14 protein-coding genes are annotated in these 15698 nt (G+C 72.0%); 11 read left to right on the top strand and 3 right to left on the bottom strand.

Features of this window, described 5'->3' with window-relative positions; translation table 11 throughout:
* Positions 1-56: 56 nt before the first annotated feature.
* The 4 genes from WME79_RS04040 (at position 57) to WME79_RS04025 (ending at position 1414) form a co-directional block, all read left to right on the top strand.
* The gene (locus tag WME79_RS04040) at positions 57-269 is read left to right on the top strand and encodes a hypothetical protein (RefSeq protein WP_437532131.1); all 213 of its coding nucleotides are present in this window, start codon (positions 57-59) and stop codon (positions 267-269) included.
* 186 nt (positions 270-455) lie between these two features.
* Positions 456-605 (top strand): hypothetical protein, encoded by a 150-nt coding sequence (locus tag WME79_RS04035; protein ID WP_437532128.1) that lies wholly within the window; start codon positions 456-458, stop codon positions 603-605.
* 114 nt (positions 606-719) lie between these two features.
* Positions 720-1109, top strand: a complete 390-nt coding sequence (locus tag WME79_RS04030) for a VOC family protein (RefSeq protein ID WP_437539757.1) — start codon at positions 720-722, stop codon at positions 1107-1109.
* An 11-nt stretch (positions 1110-1120) separates the two neighbouring features.
* Entirely contained in the window at positions 1121-1414 is a 294-nt protein-coding gene (locus WME79_RS04025) for a hypothetical protein (RefSeq protein ID WP_437532126.1), read from the top strand.
* A gap of 377 nt (positions 1415-1791) precedes the next feature.
* Here the strand turns inward: WME79_RS04025 and WME79_RS04020 are convergent, their stop codons facing one another.
* Positions 1792-2592 carry an MXAN_6577-like cysteine-rich protein gene (locus WME79_RS04020; RefSeq protein ID WP_437532123.1) on the bottom strand — a complete coding sequence of 267 codons (801 nt, stop codon included), beginning with the start codon at positions 2590-2592 and terminating at the stop codon, positions 1792-1794.
* 594 nt (positions 2593-3186) lie between these two features.
* Positions 3187-3867, bottom strand: coding sequence for a tRNA (guanine(46)-N(7))-methyltransferase TrmB (trmB, locus tag WME79_RS04015; protein WP_437532120.1), 681 nt, complete (start codon positions 3865-3867; stop codon positions 3187-3189).
* A gap of 111 nt (positions 3868-3978) precedes the next feature.
* Between trmB and WME79_RS04010 the strand changes: the two genes are divergently transcribed.
* The 7 genes from WME79_RS04010 to WME79_RS03980 all read left to right on the top strand — a co-directional run bounded on the left by WME79_RS04010 (position 3979) and on the right by WME79_RS03980 (position 14694).
* Entirely contained in the window at positions 3979-6270 is a 2292-nt protein-coding gene (locus tag WME79_RS04010) for a hypothetical protein (RefSeq protein ID WP_437532117.1), read from the top strand.
* A gap of 389 nt (positions 6271-6659) precedes the next feature.
* The gene (locus WME79_RS04005; protein WP_437532115.1) at positions 6660-8999 is read left to right on the top strand and encodes a TonB-dependent receptor; all 2340 of its coding nucleotides are present in this window, start codon (positions 6660-6662) and stop codon (positions 8997-8999) included.
* Positions 9000-9152: 153 nt separating this feature from the next.
* Complete coding sequence (locus WME79_RS04000) at positions 9153-9653, top strand: chemotaxis protein CheW (protein WP_437532112.1); 501 nt, start codon at positions 9153-9155, stop codon at positions 9651-9653.
* 155 nt (positions 9654-9808) lie between these two features.
* Positions 9809-10162 (top strand): response regulator, encoded by a 354-nt coding sequence (locus WME79_RS03995; RefSeq protein WP_437532109.1) that lies wholly within the window; start codon positions 9809-9811, stop codon positions 10160-10162.
* 75 nt (positions 10163-10237) lie between these two features.
* On the top strand, positions 10238-10819 hold the full coding sequence (locus tag WME79_RS03990; RefSeq protein ID WP_437532106.1) for a YfiR family protein: 582 nt from the start codon (positions 10238-10240) through the stop codon (positions 10817-10819).
* A gap of 136 nt (positions 10820-10955) precedes the next feature.
* Positions 10956-12521 (top strand): methyl-accepting chemotaxis protein, encoded by a 1566-nt coding sequence (locus WME79_RS03985; protein ID WP_437532104.1) that lies wholly within the window; start codon positions 10956-10958, stop codon positions 12519-12521.
* The gene (locus tag WME79_RS03980; RefSeq protein WP_437532102.1) at positions 12505-14694 is read left to right on the top strand and encodes a hybrid sensor histidine kinase/response regulator; all 2190 of its coding nucleotides are present in this window, start codon (positions 12505-12507) and stop codon (positions 14692-14694) included. The genes WME79_RS03985 and WME79_RS03980 overlap by 17 nt, the downstream gene beginning before the upstream one ends.
* A gap of 30 nt (positions 14695-14724) precedes the next feature.
* Here the strand turns inward: WME79_RS03980 and WME79_RS03975 are convergent, their stop codons facing one another.
* Positions 14725-15519, bottom strand: a complete 795-nt coding sequence (locus tag WME79_RS03975; RefSeq protein WP_437532100.1) for a hypothetical protein — start codon at positions 15517-15519, stop codon at positions 14725-14727.
* Between the last annotated feature and the right edge of the window lie 179 nt (positions 15520-15698).

Genomic DNA, 15698 nt, shown 5'->3' with positions numbered 1-15698 from the left:
GTTCGGGGCTGCGAGGCTTTGCCTGGGAAGGTACACCCACGCGCGACCGAGGCCCCATGAAAGCCGTGGAGACCTGGAAGGTCCAGGTGGGCTCCGCCGATGCCACCGTCAGCCGCACCAGCCACTTCTTCGGCCATGAAAAGGAGGTCCTCGTCGCCCACTTCGAGGGTCCTCCTCCCGCGCGCCGCAGGTACATGATCTACACCACCCGCCTCGACCGCGCCGCGTTCGATGGCCTGCTCGCGGCCATCCGTTTCTCCCCCAAGTGATCGGCCGAGCACCTCGCGACCTTTGTCGCGCACGCGGCGCGCACCTCCACGGCCCCGCTGCCGAAGTACGTTGTCGCCGCCTTCGCACCTGCGTCGCCCGCGCCTGCGTCGCCTAGAGTTGTTCGCAACGTCGCGCTACGTCGATTGGGCCGTGCTCATGAAACGCACCTTCTGATTCGATGCTTTGTGGCCCGGCGCCTCGGCCCGCCCGAGCTCGATCCGATGGCCATGTTCGTGGTGGGGTATGCGTCGGCCCGGGCGCTCGCCGCTCCGCCAGCGAGGCGCCGCAAGCCCCTCGCGGAGATCCTGATCCGCGGCTCGTGGGAAAAGACCTGAGCGTATCGTCCGGCGTCGTCCGGTCTGCGGTCGGCCCGGGCGCTTGCGGCGCCGGGCGCTCCGAGGCACGATCGAAATAAAGGAGGATTCGTGCCCATCCATTGGCCCACGGGCATGAAGGTCGCTCAGGTGCGGATCGCCCGACCGACGGACCGTCTCGAGGAGGTCGTCGCGTTTTACGAGCAGGGCCTCGGCTTGCCGCGCCTCTGCGCGTTCGAAGGACACGCCGGCTACGACGGGGTCGTGCTGGGCCTGCCGGGCCGCGAGTACCACCTCGAGTTCACCCGGCACGAGGCAGGCAGCGCGTGCCCGGCGCCTTCGCGCGACAATCTCCTCGTGCTCTACGTCCCCGATCCTGTCGAGCTCGAGCAGGTGCGCGGCAGACTGGAGGCGCTGGGGCACCACCTGGTTGAGCCCGAGAACCCCTACTGGCGCGACAAGGGGTTCACCTTCGAGGACCCCGACGGGTGGCGGGTGGTCCTTTGCCAGACGGCCGGGATCTGACGAACTGCCGTGTGAGACCCCTGGTCGCTCTCGCGTACTACCCGCTCTGGGCCGCTGCCGTGACGGTCGCGGTCACCGCGCTGCGGCTCGGGCGCAACGTGGGCCGCGGCCTCGTCGCCCTCTGCTTCTTCCTCGCCTTCTGGGTGACAGGGCTCATCCTGCTCGAGACCGACGGCACGCTCGCCCTCGCCGAGCACGTCCTCCCGAGCGGGCTCATCGTCTCCGCGGGCCTCGCCCACGCCTACGCCGACGTCACCGGCGGCTCGCGCCGCCCCGCCGCCCCGTCGTCGCGGCGTACGCCGTGAGCGCCGCGATCGCGCTGCTCGGGGCCGTCATGAGAAGGCGACGAGCACATCGTGACCGCAGCCAACGCAGTGACATCGGACGAAACCTCGCGCGAGATCGCCACAGGCGAGGTAGCCATCGAAGGCGGCGACAACGTACTTCGGGAGCGGGGCCGCGTACGTGCGCGCTGCGTGCGCGACGTAGGTCGCGAGGTGCTCCTGAACAAGGCCATACAACACGGTCTGATGCGGTTCGCGAGGCGCGTAGGCGTGCGGCGCTGGCCGCGAGGTCCTTGGACGCGCCGACAGCGGCCGAGACTCCGCTCGGGTGAGCATCCCGGCGGCTGCGAGCGAAACACGGGCCGCTCGTGCTCCGCAGGGATTTCTGACACGCGGAACTACCGACAGATACCCGTGATGCAGTTCTGTCCCTCGGCGCAGGCGGCGCCGCACGCCCCGCAGTTGCTCTCATTGTTGCTGAGGTTCACGCATCCGCTGCCGCAGTACGCCTGCCCCGCATTGCAGGAGCACTCTCCGGCGATGCAGAAGGCGCCTCCGCCGCATGTGTTGCCGCACGCCCCGCAGTTGAACTGATCGAGGTTCGTGTTGACACAAAGCGGATCGCAGTAGGTCTGCCCCCCCAGCGGGCATGTGCAGGCGCCGGCCTGGCAGGTCGAGCCCGCTTTGCACGTGGTGCCGCAAGCCCCACAGTTCATGTTGTCCGTCTGCGTATCGACGCATGTGGGATCACAGAACGTCTGGGTCGGGGGACACGGAGATTCGCTGGCCCCACCCTGTCCCCCCGAGCCGTCGACGCCACCTTGCCCCCCGGCGCCGCCGACGCCGCTCCCGCCTTGTCCTCCGACGCCCCCGAGCCCGCCCGCGCCGCCGGTGCCACCCGCGCCGCCGTCACCGCTCCCACCTTGCCCTCCGGCGCCCCCGAGCCCGCCCGCGCCGCCGTCACCGCTCCCGCCTTGCCCTCCGGCGCCCCCGAGCCCGCCCGTGCCCCCCTGCACGTCTCCACCGCTCCCCCCGTCCCCGCCGGTAGCGCTACCCGTGCTCGTGGTGGTGGAGCCTGACGTGGCGCTCGTCGCCTCCTGGGTGCTCTCGCTGCTGCTACATCCGACCATCGATACCGAACAGACGCCCACGCCCGCCAGCCAACCCAGGATCCACATGTTCACGCGCGCACGATGCATGTCGTCCTCCAGATGTAAGAGGTAAGTGGAGTCGTGCCAACATCATGGCTTGCTCTTGGCAGCTTCGACGACTCCCATGGACCGCTGTTGCTGCAGACGGCGCGCGCGGCTCAGCTTTCTTTCATCTCGAGTCCGAAGAGCGACAGCCTATGTGCGGGGAGCCACGGAGAGCCCAGAACGACACGTTCGCTCGCCCCTCGCGTCCCCCATGAAAGATGCGCCCGCATTTCAGCAGGACACACCTGAGCCCCGATACCGGCCGAACGGCCCCGTCCTCGACAAGGAGGAGCTCAACTCCCACCGTTGCGTCACCACGGCGGAGTCGGCCCACGACGAGGGTCGGCGGCGCACATGCGGAGTTGGGCTCTGCTCGGCGCGCATGCTTGGCGCCCTCCAGCGACCGGCAATAGCCAGTTCAGCGCGCTTTGCAGGAGCTTCAGATCACCTGAGCGCAGATCGCTCCGCCACACGCGCCGTGATGAATGTCTGGGCGAGGATCGCGGCGGCGGCTGTCAGGCATCCGATGTTCGAAAGCGTGACGTACAGCGTTGCCGCCATCCGCCTCACGCGCCCCGTCCAGCGCGCCCGACGGGCTCAACCGTCGTCGCGGCTGGGATCCAGCGGCGCGCCCTCGGCCGAGCGCGGCCGCCTCCGGTAGAGCAGCCGGCTCACCGGCAGCCCGTCGGCGATCGCGTGGTGCTCGCGGGGGCTCCGTGCGCCGTAGGGGTTCTCGGCGAGGTGCGGCGAGCCGGGCGCGTCGCCCGCCGGCTCGAACGCGGGGTGCGCGCCGATCTGCTCGGCGTACAGCACGCCGCGCTCCTCGACGTCGGTCTGCACGAAGAGCTCGCCGCCGTCCACGAGCAGGCGCGCCAGGCTGTCGAGCAGCCCCGGGCCCATCACGAGGCGCTTCGTGTGGCGCTTCTTCCACCACGGATCCGGGAAGTGCAGGAAAAATCGCGCGATCGACGCGTCGGGCCGGAGCCGCGCGAGCGCCTCGCGCGCGTCGGCGTTGAGCGCCCGCACCCGTCCGCCGAGGCCGCCCTTCCTCAGGCGCCCGTCGACGATCGCCGACCACTTCAGGCGGATCTCCAGCCCGAGCAGCCGCGCCTCGGGGCTCGCCGCAGCACGCTCGAACAGGAAGCCGCCGCGGCCCGGGCCGATCTCGATCTCGACGGGGCCGGCGCCCGGGATCAAGGCGTCGATGGAGACGTCGTCGCCGTCGGGGAAGCGAGGCGCGTCGGCGTAGGGGTGGTTCGGGCGCGGCTGGAAGACCATGGAGCCCCGGCGCTCTACCAAATGCCGGCCGCCCCCGCGCGGGAAATCCGCCGGCCACCCGGCGCGCGAAATCGCTGTCCCCGGGCGGCACGGTGGTATGCGTCGGGCCCCATGGCGGCACCTCCGGCCCCCTCCCGGCTGCGCGCCCTCGCCGCGCGCGCCCTCCCCTATGCGCCCGCCCTCGCCGCGAGCGGCGCGCTCGGCGCGCTCTGCATCAGGGCGATCGTTGCGCAGGCCGGGCGCCCGGCCCTGCCGCTCGACGACGCGTTCATCCATATGCAGTACGCCCGGCGGCTCGCCGAGGGCGGCTTCTTCAGCTTCGTCGCCGGCGACGGCTACTCGAGCGGCGCCACCAGCCTGCTCTGGCCCGTGCTGCTCGCCCCCTTCCACGCGCTCGGCCTGCGCGATCTCTCGCTCGTCTATGCGGTCTGGGCGCTCGGGCTCGTGTTCCACGCCGCGCTCGCCGTCGAGACCGCGCGCCTCGCGCGCCCCCTCGCCGGCCCCGCGGCCGCCGCCGGCGCAGGCGCGATGTGCGCCGGGTTCGCCGCGTTCGCGTGGTTCGCCTGGAGCGGGATGGAGACGGTCGCCTTCGCCTGGATCCTCACCCGCACCGCCCGCCTCGCGGCCACGCTCTGCGAGCCGGCACCGCCAGAGCCCGCCACCGACAGCGCGGCCTCCGCGCAGCCGCCCAGCGCCTCCGCGCAGCCGCCCAGCGCCTCCGCGCAGCCGCCCAGCGCCTCTGCGCAGCCGCACACCGCCTCTGCGCAGCCGCACACCGCCTCTGCGCAGCCGCACACCGCCTCGATCGCCCGCTCCCTGGCGCTCTGCGGCTTCGTCGCGCCCCTGCTCCGCCCGGAGGGCGCGCTCGCCTCCCTGCTCGCCGCGCTCGCGCTCGCCCTCTCGGCGTCACGCGCTGTGCCTCCAGCACCGCTCCCGGCGCCGCTTCCCTCCGCTCCACCGCGCTCCCGCGGCGTCGAGGCTCTCCGGCGCTCCGCCGGGCGCCTGATCGCCCTCGCGCCGCTCCTCGGTCCGCTCGTCGTGCCGGCCTTGAACCAGCTGCTCGCGGGCCACCCGACCTCATCGACGACCTCCGTCAAGTGGCTGATCGGCAACCCCAACTACGACGGACCGACGCTCAGGTCCGCGCTCCTCGACAACGTCCGGCTGCTCGTGACCGACGTGATCGACGGCGGCCAGTGGACGGCCGTCTTCCTCCCCGAGGGCTCCGCCGCCGTCATCGCCCTCGGCGCCGTCGCGCTCGCCGTGGCGGCGCACCGGAGGGGCCGCCCCGCGCACGCCGCGATCGTGGGCGCCCTCGCGCTCGGCGCGCTGCTGCCCTGCACGTACCTCAGCTTCCTCTGGAACCGCGTGCGGTACGTCTGGCCCTTCGCGCCAGCGTGGATCGTCATGGCCGCCTGCCTCGCGCGCGAGCTCGGCGACGCCGCCCAGCGGCTCCGGCCCTCGCTCCACTACGTGACGCCCCTCCTCGCGGGCGCGTTCGCCGGCGCCCTGGCCTCGCGGCTGCCGTGGGCCATCAACGACCTCGCCAACTCCGCCCGCGCGATCGATCGGCAGCAGGTCTGGCTCGGCCGCTGGGCCGCGCAGCACCTGCCGGAGGACGCCACGATCGGCGTCAACGACACGGGCGCGCTCGCCTACTTCAGCGGCCGCAGGACCTTCGACGTCGTGGGCCTGACCACCGAGGGGGAGGCGCGCTACTGGGTGGCCGGCGCCGGCTCCAGGTTCGAGCACTACGAGAAGCTGCCCCCGGAGCGCCGGCCAACCCACTTCATCGTCTACCCGCACTGGATGGCGTGCGCGCCCGTGCTGGGCCGCGAGCTGGTCGACGCCACCGTCGAGGACCAGGCCATCCTCGGCGGCACCACGATGATCGCCTACGAGGCGCGCTGGGACCTCCTCGGCTCAGGGGCGCTGCCGGTGCGGTCCGTGCCCGGCGAGCGGATCCTCGACGAGCTCGACGTCTCGGACCTCGAGTCCGAGGCGGCGCACGCCTATGCGCTCGATCCGCTCGCGGACCAGCGCAACATGGCGATCGCGCTCGCCGCGCCCGAGAGCAGCGCGCCAGGGGAGCTCGACCCCGCGCGCCCTGCGCTCGCGGACGGCGGCCGGTACCACCGGACAGCCGACCGCTTCGTCGCCCACCTCGCCGCGCCCCCCGCCGAGGCGCGCCTCGTGCTCCGGGTGGCCTCGGACGACGGCGCCGAGCTCGCCGTCTCCGTGGCGGGCGAGGCGATCGGCTCCGTCGATGTGCCGCGTGGACCGTGGGTGGAGCGGGCGCTGCCCCTCCCCGCCGCGCGCCTCTCGACGCCGGCCCCGATCGCGATCGCCCTGCGCCGCGGCGCTGGATTCCACGCCTTCCACTACTGGATCGCCGGGCGCTGACGCCGGCCCCCCCGCGCGGCCGGCTCCCGGGGAACACCACACCTTCTCACATCGAGCTCCCATCGAGTCGCGCCAGGGAGCAACTCCCGCTCCCAGGATGCCCTCTGGAGAGCGCTCCGGCGGGCTCTCGGCCCTCCACGTCGAGCGTTCAGGACAGTCATTGACGCATCCGGGCATTCGTGTAACATCGGGATGTTCGCGCAATACAGCAAGTCAGCGAACAGATTCGTTGCAGACTCGTGGGGGAGACCGGGCAGCGCGCTCCCGCTGGCGTCGCCACGCACAGCCATCGCCGGCGGTCCAGGCGTGCTCCAGGACCTCGGGCCATCGACACGCCGGCTCGCCCCGATCCTGTGCGCCCTGCCCGGCGCTCGCACGTGGGGGAATCGATGCGCAAGTCGGCTTTGCTCCTCTGCTCGCTGCTGTGCCCTCTCGGGGCGGCGGGCTCTTCCTGGGCGCAGACCCCGGGGAGCGAGGCGCTGGCCAGCGGCGATGACGGCGGTCAGGGGCAGTTCCTCTCGCTCGATCTCGAGGAGCTGCTCAACGTGAAGGTCTCGTCGACTGGCTTCTTCGAGACCGAGAGCAAGACGTCGACCGGGCAGGCGCGCCTCTACGACGCGCGGACGCTGAAGCTCTATGCCGTCCGCTCCCTCGACGACCTCTTGCAAGCCCACCAGCCCGGCGTCCTGATCGGCGAGCACGAGCGCACCTCGCGCCTCATCGGCGTGCGCGGCGTGCTCATCGACAACAACGCCAAGACGCTCGTCATGGTCGACGGCGTGAACACGAACATGCGCGCCCATTTCGGCGCCATCGGGAGCACGCTGGCCGTGCCCCTCACCGGAGACATCGAGCGGGTCGAGGTGATCCTTGGCCCCGGCGCCATCGTCCACGGCTCCGGCGCGATCAGCGGCTTCGTCAACGTCCTCAGGCCCACGGGGATCACCCGCCCCGGGCTCTGGGGCAAGGCGTCGTATGCCTCCGGCGACACGCGCACCCTGGAGGTCAGCTACGGCGGCCTGCTCAGCGAGAAGCACAACGCCGATTGCTTCCTCTACTTCGGCCACGCCGACAACGAAGGAGAGCTGCCCCAGGCGCCCCGGCCGAACACGGCGGAGCTGTATGGCAAGGCCTACGCCGCCGTCACGACGTCTCCCTTCCTGCACACCACGCGCGTCAACGCCCTCGGCGAGCCGAGCTACAAGGGCTTCGGCCGCTTCCGCTACGGCTCCGAGAGCAGCCCCGTCAGCGTCGATCTGCGGCTCGACTACGCGCAGACGTCGATGATGGGCAACGCCCCGAACAGGGCCTTGACCCGCGAGCAGCTCGCGGGCCAGTGGTCCGACAGCAACACCGGCCATGTGCGACAGAGGACGTTCGCCGTCACGCCGGAGATCCACGTCCACCTGTCCAAGCAGCACAAGGTCGAGCTGGTCCCGACCTTCTCGGCCTTCGAGACGGCCCTCGTCGCAGCCGACTGGGTCGTAGACGAGATGGCGAAGGCGTCCAATCCGGTCCCGGGCGGAGGGATCCTGCCGGTCGGGGGCCTCGGCGAGGAGCACCGGGACATCAAGGCGGTCTACAAGACGACGGCGCTGCCGAACAGCCAGATCGCGATCGGCGCGTCGGCGAGCCACAAGCGCTTCAACGGCCAGAGATCCCGCTGGGGACGGCTCTACGGGACCGCCTTCGAGTCCCCGGAGAGCTTCTCGTGGACCGAGCTCGCCGCCTTCGGCGAGAGCACGGCCACCTTCCACGATCTCACCGTCTCCGCGGGCCTGCGCTTCGATCACACCGAATTTGGAGAGCTGAACCTCCGTGGGGGCCTCTCGCGCGAGCCCGAGCCGGTGAACAGCCCCTCCTACCGCGTCGCGGCCGCCTACGCGATCAGCGACACGCAGAACATCAAGCTGTCCTACCAGAAGGGCTTCCGCTTCCCGGACGCCGCTTATTTCAACTGGCTCGAGCAATTCAACGCCGCCTTCGAGGACGAGCCCATCGCGCCGCTGCCCTCGCTCGTTCCGGAGTCCTCCCACCTCGTGGAGCTCGACTACATCGTGGGCCTGCTCGACGAGCGCCTCGCCCTCGACGTCGCGGTCTTCTATGAGCGCTACAAGAATACCCTCGGCTGGGTGTCGTGGGATCAGGTGCGGCCCGGGGACTTCGAGGAGCACGTGGCCCACAACCCCAGGCACCCGTCCGCGGGCGGCTGGTGGGGCAGCTTCTCGAACAGCACCGCGGACGTCGACGCCCTCGGCGGCGAGATCGGCGCGATCGGCGACCTCGGCGGCGGGTTCACGGGGGACCTCTGGTACAGCGTGTCGAAGCCGTTCGGCGCCGAGAGCGAGCTCAACATCCTGACCAACTGGGACGGCGAGACCTGGGCCAACTACCCCATCCACCTCGTCAAAGGCCACCTGAGCTACAGCGCTAGCCGGTTCACCGCCGGGCTCGCCGCGACCTTCCGGACTGGCATGAACAGCCACGGCTCCAGGGACGCGCCCGCCCACGACACGGACGAGCTGCCGCCCAGAGATCAGCTGGCGGCGCGATCGGCGTTCAACCTCGACGCTTCTGTGTCTTTCTCGCCGATCGAGCGCGTCTGGGTCTCCGTGTTCGGCAAGAACCTCACCTTCAACAAGGTCCCTCCACCGTCCTACGCCTCGCACCGGCTGATCATCACCACCGGTCGCCCCTACGTGGGCGCCTCGGTCGAGGCGTCATACTGACGCCGCCGGCCTGCGCGGGAAGGCGGCGCGCACGCGCACGCCGCGCGCGCACGACAGCGACAGCAGAACCGACGTCAGAAATCTCCTGACACCGCGCAGCCCGATACGAATGCACCTCCCTGGCGTCTGCCCTTGTGATAAATCGAGGACACCTTGTCCGAAGCAATGAGCCAGGGTCACGATCTGCTCGACGACACCCCGGACAAGGGCCTGCGCGAGAGGGCCGTTGTCGATTTCCTGCTCTTCGAACTGGGCGCTGTGACTTTCGCGCTGAGGGCGCAGCAGGTCGAAGAGGTGATCGCGTGGCGCGCCCCCATGCCGCTGCCGCGCACCGACCCCCGGGTGATGGGCATCCTCCAGGACCGGGGGAGGATCATCGTCATCGTGTCGCCCGTCCTCGCGGAGCCGGCGGCTACCCCGCTCCGCATCGTCGTCTGCCGCGCTGCGCGCGGCTACCTGGGATTGCCCGCCGGCAAGACGCGGTGTGTCGCCGCCATCAAGGTGTTCGGGGAGCCCGCGCCGAACGCCGTCGTCGACACCAGCGAGGGAGCAGTGACCTTCCTCGACGTGACCCACCTGGTCGACGCTTCCGACGCTGCGCCTCGGCCCTTCGCGGCGACGCGCGAAGCTCAGGGCATCTGGTCGAATCCATGAACGTTCCGAGCTCCCGATCGCCTGCGTCCAGGGCCAGACCGCCGCTCGATTCGGCCGATGAGGCGTCCCCGGCGAGCGCGACCCCGCTGCCGCGGTCGCAGGCGAGCGCGCCGGCGAGCACGCCAACAACCGCGCCGGCGAACGCGCCTGTGCTCGTGATCGACGACAGCGAGATCGCCCGAGAAGAGGTGTCTCGCGTGCTGCGCGCGGCCGGTTTTCAGGTGCTCGCGCTCCCCTCCCCCATCGGGGCGACGCAGGCCATCGTGCGGCACCAGGTGCGCATCGTCGTCCTCGACGTCTTCATGCCCACCATCCGTGGGGACCGGCTGCTCACCCTGTTCCGGAAGAACCAGCGGCTCGGGCAGCTCAGCGTCATCCTGATGTCCGGGCACTCCGAGCGGGAGCTCGAACAGCTGAAGCTGGAGGTCCAGGCGGACGCGGTCCTCTCGAAGCGCCACCTCGATCGTCTGCCGGCCCTGGTCAAGCGGCTCGCCGGCAAGGAGCGCTGAGGTGGGGACCGCGGTCGCCTGATGCCACGCCCGTCGAGGATCCGTCCGCGATCGTACAGAGCTCGCCAGCGGAACATGGTGTCTCCGATCTCGTCGATTCGAATGCTGATGGCCGCGGCGCTCCTCACGACCGTGAGCACCGAGAGCCGCTCTGCCGCCTCCGTCCCCTACGAGCTGCGGGGCGCCATCCTCCTGCGGTCGATCGGCTATGAGAGCGGGTTCGCGAGCCGCGCGGGCACGGCCGTGCTCGCGGTCGTCGGGGCGGAGTCAGGCGCGAGCGCGGAGGACGCGAGCGCGATGGCGGCCGTGCTCTCCAGGCTGGCCGCGAAGACGACCGTGGCCAAGCGGCCGGCGTCCGTCCTGCGCGTGACGTACAGCGGAAGGGCCCAGCTGCAGGAGGCGCTGCGCGCCGCCGGCGCCGAGGTGGTCTATGTGGCGCGCGGGCTCGCCGCGGCCATCCCGGACATCCCGTCGCGCGAAGGGGCCGTCGTCCGCATCGTCGTGTGCGGCGACGGCGACGACACGAAGCGCGGCTGCGCCGTCGCCGTGGGGCTCTCGGGCGCCAAGCCCGAGCTCCTGCTGAACGTGAAGCACGCCAACGCCATCGGCCTCCGCTTCGACCCGCAGCTCCTCCGGCTCGCCCGCATCGTCGACTGAGGCCCTCGCGACGTCCGTCACCGGACACCGCGCATCGCCGCTCGCAGGTTCACAGCGCACGGCTCACGGTTCACGACTCGCGATCTCGATACAGCGCCCCTCGTTCAGCGTCCGCCATCGCCGCCCCTCACCCGCCATGCTCAACTTTCGCTCTATCCGCTGGAAGATCGCCGCCCTCGTCGCGTCGGTGGCCATCGTGCTGTCGGCGCTGGATCTGTGGCTGATCCCCGAACACGCCGCGCGGGCGAGCGAGGCCGAGCTGCGCGAGCGCGCCGGGATCCTCGCGACCATGCTGAAGGAGCCCATCGGCGTGGCCATGGACCTGGAGCAGCCGCCGGAGACCTTCCCGGACACGCTGCGCACCGCGATGACCGATCCCCTGGTGAGCTGGGTGTCCGTCTACGACGCGAGGGGGCAGCGCATCGCCGCGATCGGCGCGCCGCAGGCGCCCGAGGGCGCGCGGGGCCGGGGCGACGCCGGCGTCGTCGTCAGCGAGGCCCCGATCCGGTCGCGGAACGGCGATCGCCAGCTCGGGACGCTGGCCGTCGGGCTGCGCAGCGACCGGATCGCCGAGCGCCGCGCCGACGCGCGCAGGACCATCGCCCTGCAATCGGCGGGGATCGCGCTGCTCGGCCTGGGCCTCGCCTGGGTCATCTCGGCGCGCATGACGCGCTCGATGGCGCACATCAAGGAGGCGGCGGACCGGATCGCCCGCGGCGACGTCTCGGCCCGGCTGTCCCTCAGGATCTCCGACGACGAGCTCGGGGACATGGCCAGCGCGTTCGAGCGGATGAACACCCAGCTGCGCCAGCTCCAGGAGACGGCCGCGCGGGTCGCGGGCGGCGATTTCACGTGCAAGATCACCGGCGACGGGGAGCTGTTCGCCGCGTTCCGCTCCATGGTGACGAGCCTCCAGGAGCTCACCTCGCGGATCGGCAACACCTCGGCGGAGGTCGCGTCGGCCGCCGCCGGCATGTTCTCGTCGGTGCGCGAGCAGGAGACGAGCGCGAGCCAGCAGAACGCGGCGCTCGAGGAGATCCGGCGGACCGTCGAGGCCCTGACCGCCAGCGCGGATCACATCGCGAAGGACGCGGCGACCGTGCACGAGATGGCGCAGCGGAGCCTCGTCAGCGTCCAGCACACGGCCGAGCAGACGCGCCTCGTCAGCTCCCACTCGGACCGCATCGGCGAGATCCTGTCCTTGATCCAGAGCATCGCCGACAAGTCGGACCTGCTCGCGCTCAACGCCGCGCTCGAGGGCACGAAGGCCGGCGAGGTGGGGCGCGGGTTCTCGCTCGTGGCCGCCGAGATGCGCCGCCTGTCCGAGCACGTCATGGACTCGGTGCGCGACATCCGGAGGCTCGTGGCGAACATGCACGCGGCCTCCCACGCGTCCGTGCTCGCGACCGAGGACGGGATCAAGCTGGCCCGCGACACGGCCGCGGCCGCCGCGCAGATCTCGGACGCGGTGGACCACCAGCGCGAGGGGACGGCGCGGGTCAAGACGTCGATCGTCGACATCGTCGGGGCGGTGAACGACGCGCTGACGAGCAGCGTGGCCGCGACGCGCTCGGCCGAGTCGCTGCTCCAGCTGTCGCACGTGCTCAAGACGACGGCGAAGGCCTTCCGGGTCAAGCCGCTGGGGGCGAAGGCCGGCAAGCCCGAAAGCGCGGAGGCGGACGCGGATGAGGAGCCGGGCTGATCTCGTCGCCGCGTTCCACCGGACCATGCCGGACCGCGTGGCCCAGGCGACGGACCTGTGGCTCGGCTACGAGCAGGGCCAGAGCGGCAACCTGCAGGTGCTGCGCCGGCTCCTGCACACGCTGAAGGGCGAGGCGCACATGCTGGAGCTCGCCGCGTGCGGCGACCTGGCCGAGCTGGCGGAGGACGTCATCGACGCGGTGCGGGGCGGCGCGCGCCCCACGCAGCTCACCGGCGACAGCCTCCTCGGCGCGCTGGAGGGGCTCGGGCTCCTGTCGGCGAGCCCCGGCGCCGAGGCGGCGCCCGAGCTCGAGATCGTGAAGGAGACCCTCCGCGCGGCGCGCGCGGAGCTCGGCGGCAGCGGCCCGCCCGCCGGCGAGCCCACGCCGCCGCTCGCCCCGCCGCTCGTGCCAGCGTCTGATGCGGTGCACGAGAGCGTCCTGCCGCCGCGCCTGGACCAGCCCGACGCGCCGCCCGACCCCGCCCAGCCGACCGCCCGCGCGGCCCTCGACGCCGAGGCCGTCGGGGCGCTCTTGCAGGAGCTCCAGCGGCTCCACGGCGAGCGGGAGGTCATCCAGCGGCGGCTCCGCGAGTCCCAGCGCATGCTCCGCGCGCTGCTCGTCGAGATCGACCCCCGGGGTGCGGATGTGGATCGATTTGCGGAGCGCATCGCGAAGACGCTCGGCTATGGCGCGGAGATCGAGCGCCTCCTGGGCGCCGTCCGGGCGGACTGGTCCAGCAACGAGTTCGCGACGGGGCGCGCCCTCGGCGAGCTCGACGAGGTGGTCCGGAGGGCGTCGGTCGTGCGCACCGAGCGCCTGCTGAACCAGGTGTCGCTCGCCGCCCGGAGCGCGGCGCGCATGCTCGGCAAGGACGTCGAGGCGCGGGTCGAGGGGACCGGGCTGCTCGACGCGGCCGTGGAGCGCCGCCTCGAGCCGGCGCTGCTGCACCTCGTGCGCAACGCCATCGACCACGGGATCGAGCCGGCGGACGTCCGGGCGCGCCGCGGCAAGCCCGCCCGCGGGACGGTGGCGGTGACCGTGGTCCAGACCGACGCCGCCGTGCGGGTCGAGGTGAAGGACGACGGCGGCGGGGTCGACTTCGCCCGCCTGCGCGAGGTGCTCGCGCCGTCGGTCCCGGGCGCCTCGTCCCTCGACGACGCCGAGCTCATCCCGTACCTGTTCGCGCACGGGCTCACGACGAGCCGCAGCGTCGGCGCGATCTCGGGCCGGGGCGTCGGGCTCGACATCGTGGCGCGCGAGATCGGCGCGCTGGGCGGGCAGGTACGGGTCGACTCGAAGCCCGGGCTCGGCACGACGATCCTGCTCGTGGTGCCGAAGAACCTGCACGGCGAGGAGGTGGTCCCCCTCTCCAGCAGGCGCTTCCGGTGCGCGGTGCCCACGCACGCCGTGCACTCGGTCGTGCTGCTGGAGGACGAGGAGCTCCTGCGCACCCCCGACGGGCCGCGCGTGCGCCTGACCAGCGGCGCCGACGCGGAGCTCGCGCCGCTGTACGCGCTCGGGGCGGTGCTCGGCGACGGAGGCCAGCCCGAGCTCGGGGACGCGGCGCTCGTGCTGCACCACGCCGCGGGCCTGTTCGCGGTGAGCGTGGACCGCTACGAGAACCCTCGGCTGGTCGCGCTCGTGCGCTCGGAAGAGATGCCCTTCACCTCGCCGCTCGTGCGCGGGGTGGCGCCGACGGCGGACGGCGAGGCGATGCTGCTCCTCGACGTGGAGCGGCTGTTCGCGTACGCCCGGCAGGCGCCGCGGGAGGCGCCCTTCGCCGCCGCCGAGCAGAAGCGGGAGCCGCTCGCGCTGGTCGTCGAGGACGCGCCCGTCGCGCGGGAGCTGCTCTGCGGCATCCTGCGGTCGATGGGGCTGCGCGTGGAGGAGGCGAGCGACGGACGGGAGGGGCTCGCGCGGGCGCGGGCGACGCCGCCCGACGTGGTGCTGACCGACCTGGAGATGCCCTACATGAGCGGCCTGGAGATGGTGGCGGAGCTCAGGCGCTCGCCCGGGCTCGCCCGGGTGCCGGTCGTGGTGCTGACGACGGCGGCGCAGGAGCAGAGCGAGGCCGCGCTGCGCGGGCTCGGCGTGCGGGCGGTGCTGTCGAAGCAGCGGTTCGTCGAGGAGGAGCTGCGCCGGATCATCGCGGCCAGCCTGGGGGGCGCGTGACGGCGCGCCCGTCGAGCGCCCTCGCGACCGTCACTTCGCCGCGGGTGAGGCGCCCGGCAGCGCGATGGAGATCTCGACGCGCCCCGGGGGCAGCTTGGTCTCCCCGAGCGCGGCGGCCGCGGGGTCGTTTTCGGCGTGCCCGACCGCCGACAGCCGGGCCCCTGCCACCGCGCACTTGTCCTGGAGGGTCTGCGTGACGGTCGCCGCCCGGACCGCCGAGAGCTCCCACGGCGTCGGATAGGCGGCCTGCAAGGGCGCCGGTACCGAGGCCGGAGGACCGCTGACCGCGCCGACGCGCAGCGGCGCCTGGCCGCCGCCGCTCGCGGACAGCACGCCCGAGACCTGGCACAGGAGGGCTTGCCCCTGCGGGCTCACGTCGACCGTGTTGGGGAGGAACACCGCGCTCTCCGAGAGCGCGACGAACGCCTGTCCGTCGGCGACCGCGACCGCCGCGACCCCTTTCTTGACGTGCTTGTCGAGCTTCCCCGCGAGCTCCGCCTTGATCTGCTCGACCCGCTCGACGCCCGACTTCTTCGCGGCCTCGGTCTGCTGCCGCTCCGCCTCGCCCTTCTCGATCTGCGCCGTCTTCGCCTGGAGCTCCCCGCGCACCTGGCTCAGCGTCTGTTCGAGCTCTTTGCCCCTCTGGTTCGACTTCCGCTGCTCTTCCAGCAAGAGCACGTGAGCGCGGTGAAGCGGGACGTAATATGCCGCCACGAACGCGGCGGCCGCGACGAGGAGGAGCGCCGGCATCACGCGCATCCAGCGTCGGAAGCTGGACGATCCAGCGCTGTTGCCGGCCGTGATCGCCTCATCCGCGATGTTCATGACTGCCTCCATGCTCCGCCGCCATCGCCGGCGAGAATACCGGCATGGCGAGGATCCCGCCAGCGCGACGGGTCACAGCGCTACGGCTCACACCTCAGTCATTGCAAAAATCCGCACCGTCTCGAAAGCACGCGGAGGCGCATGTCGGTGTGTACGGTGCGCTCGCGCCGTGGCATCCT

This window comes from Sorangium sp. So ce726, assembly GCF_051521405.1.
GTDB lineage: Bacteria > Myxococcota_A > Polyangia > Polyangiales > Polyangiaceae > Sorangium.
Note: the sequence above shows the minus strand (reverse complement) of the source record. Positions and strands in the feature narration are given on the sequence as shown.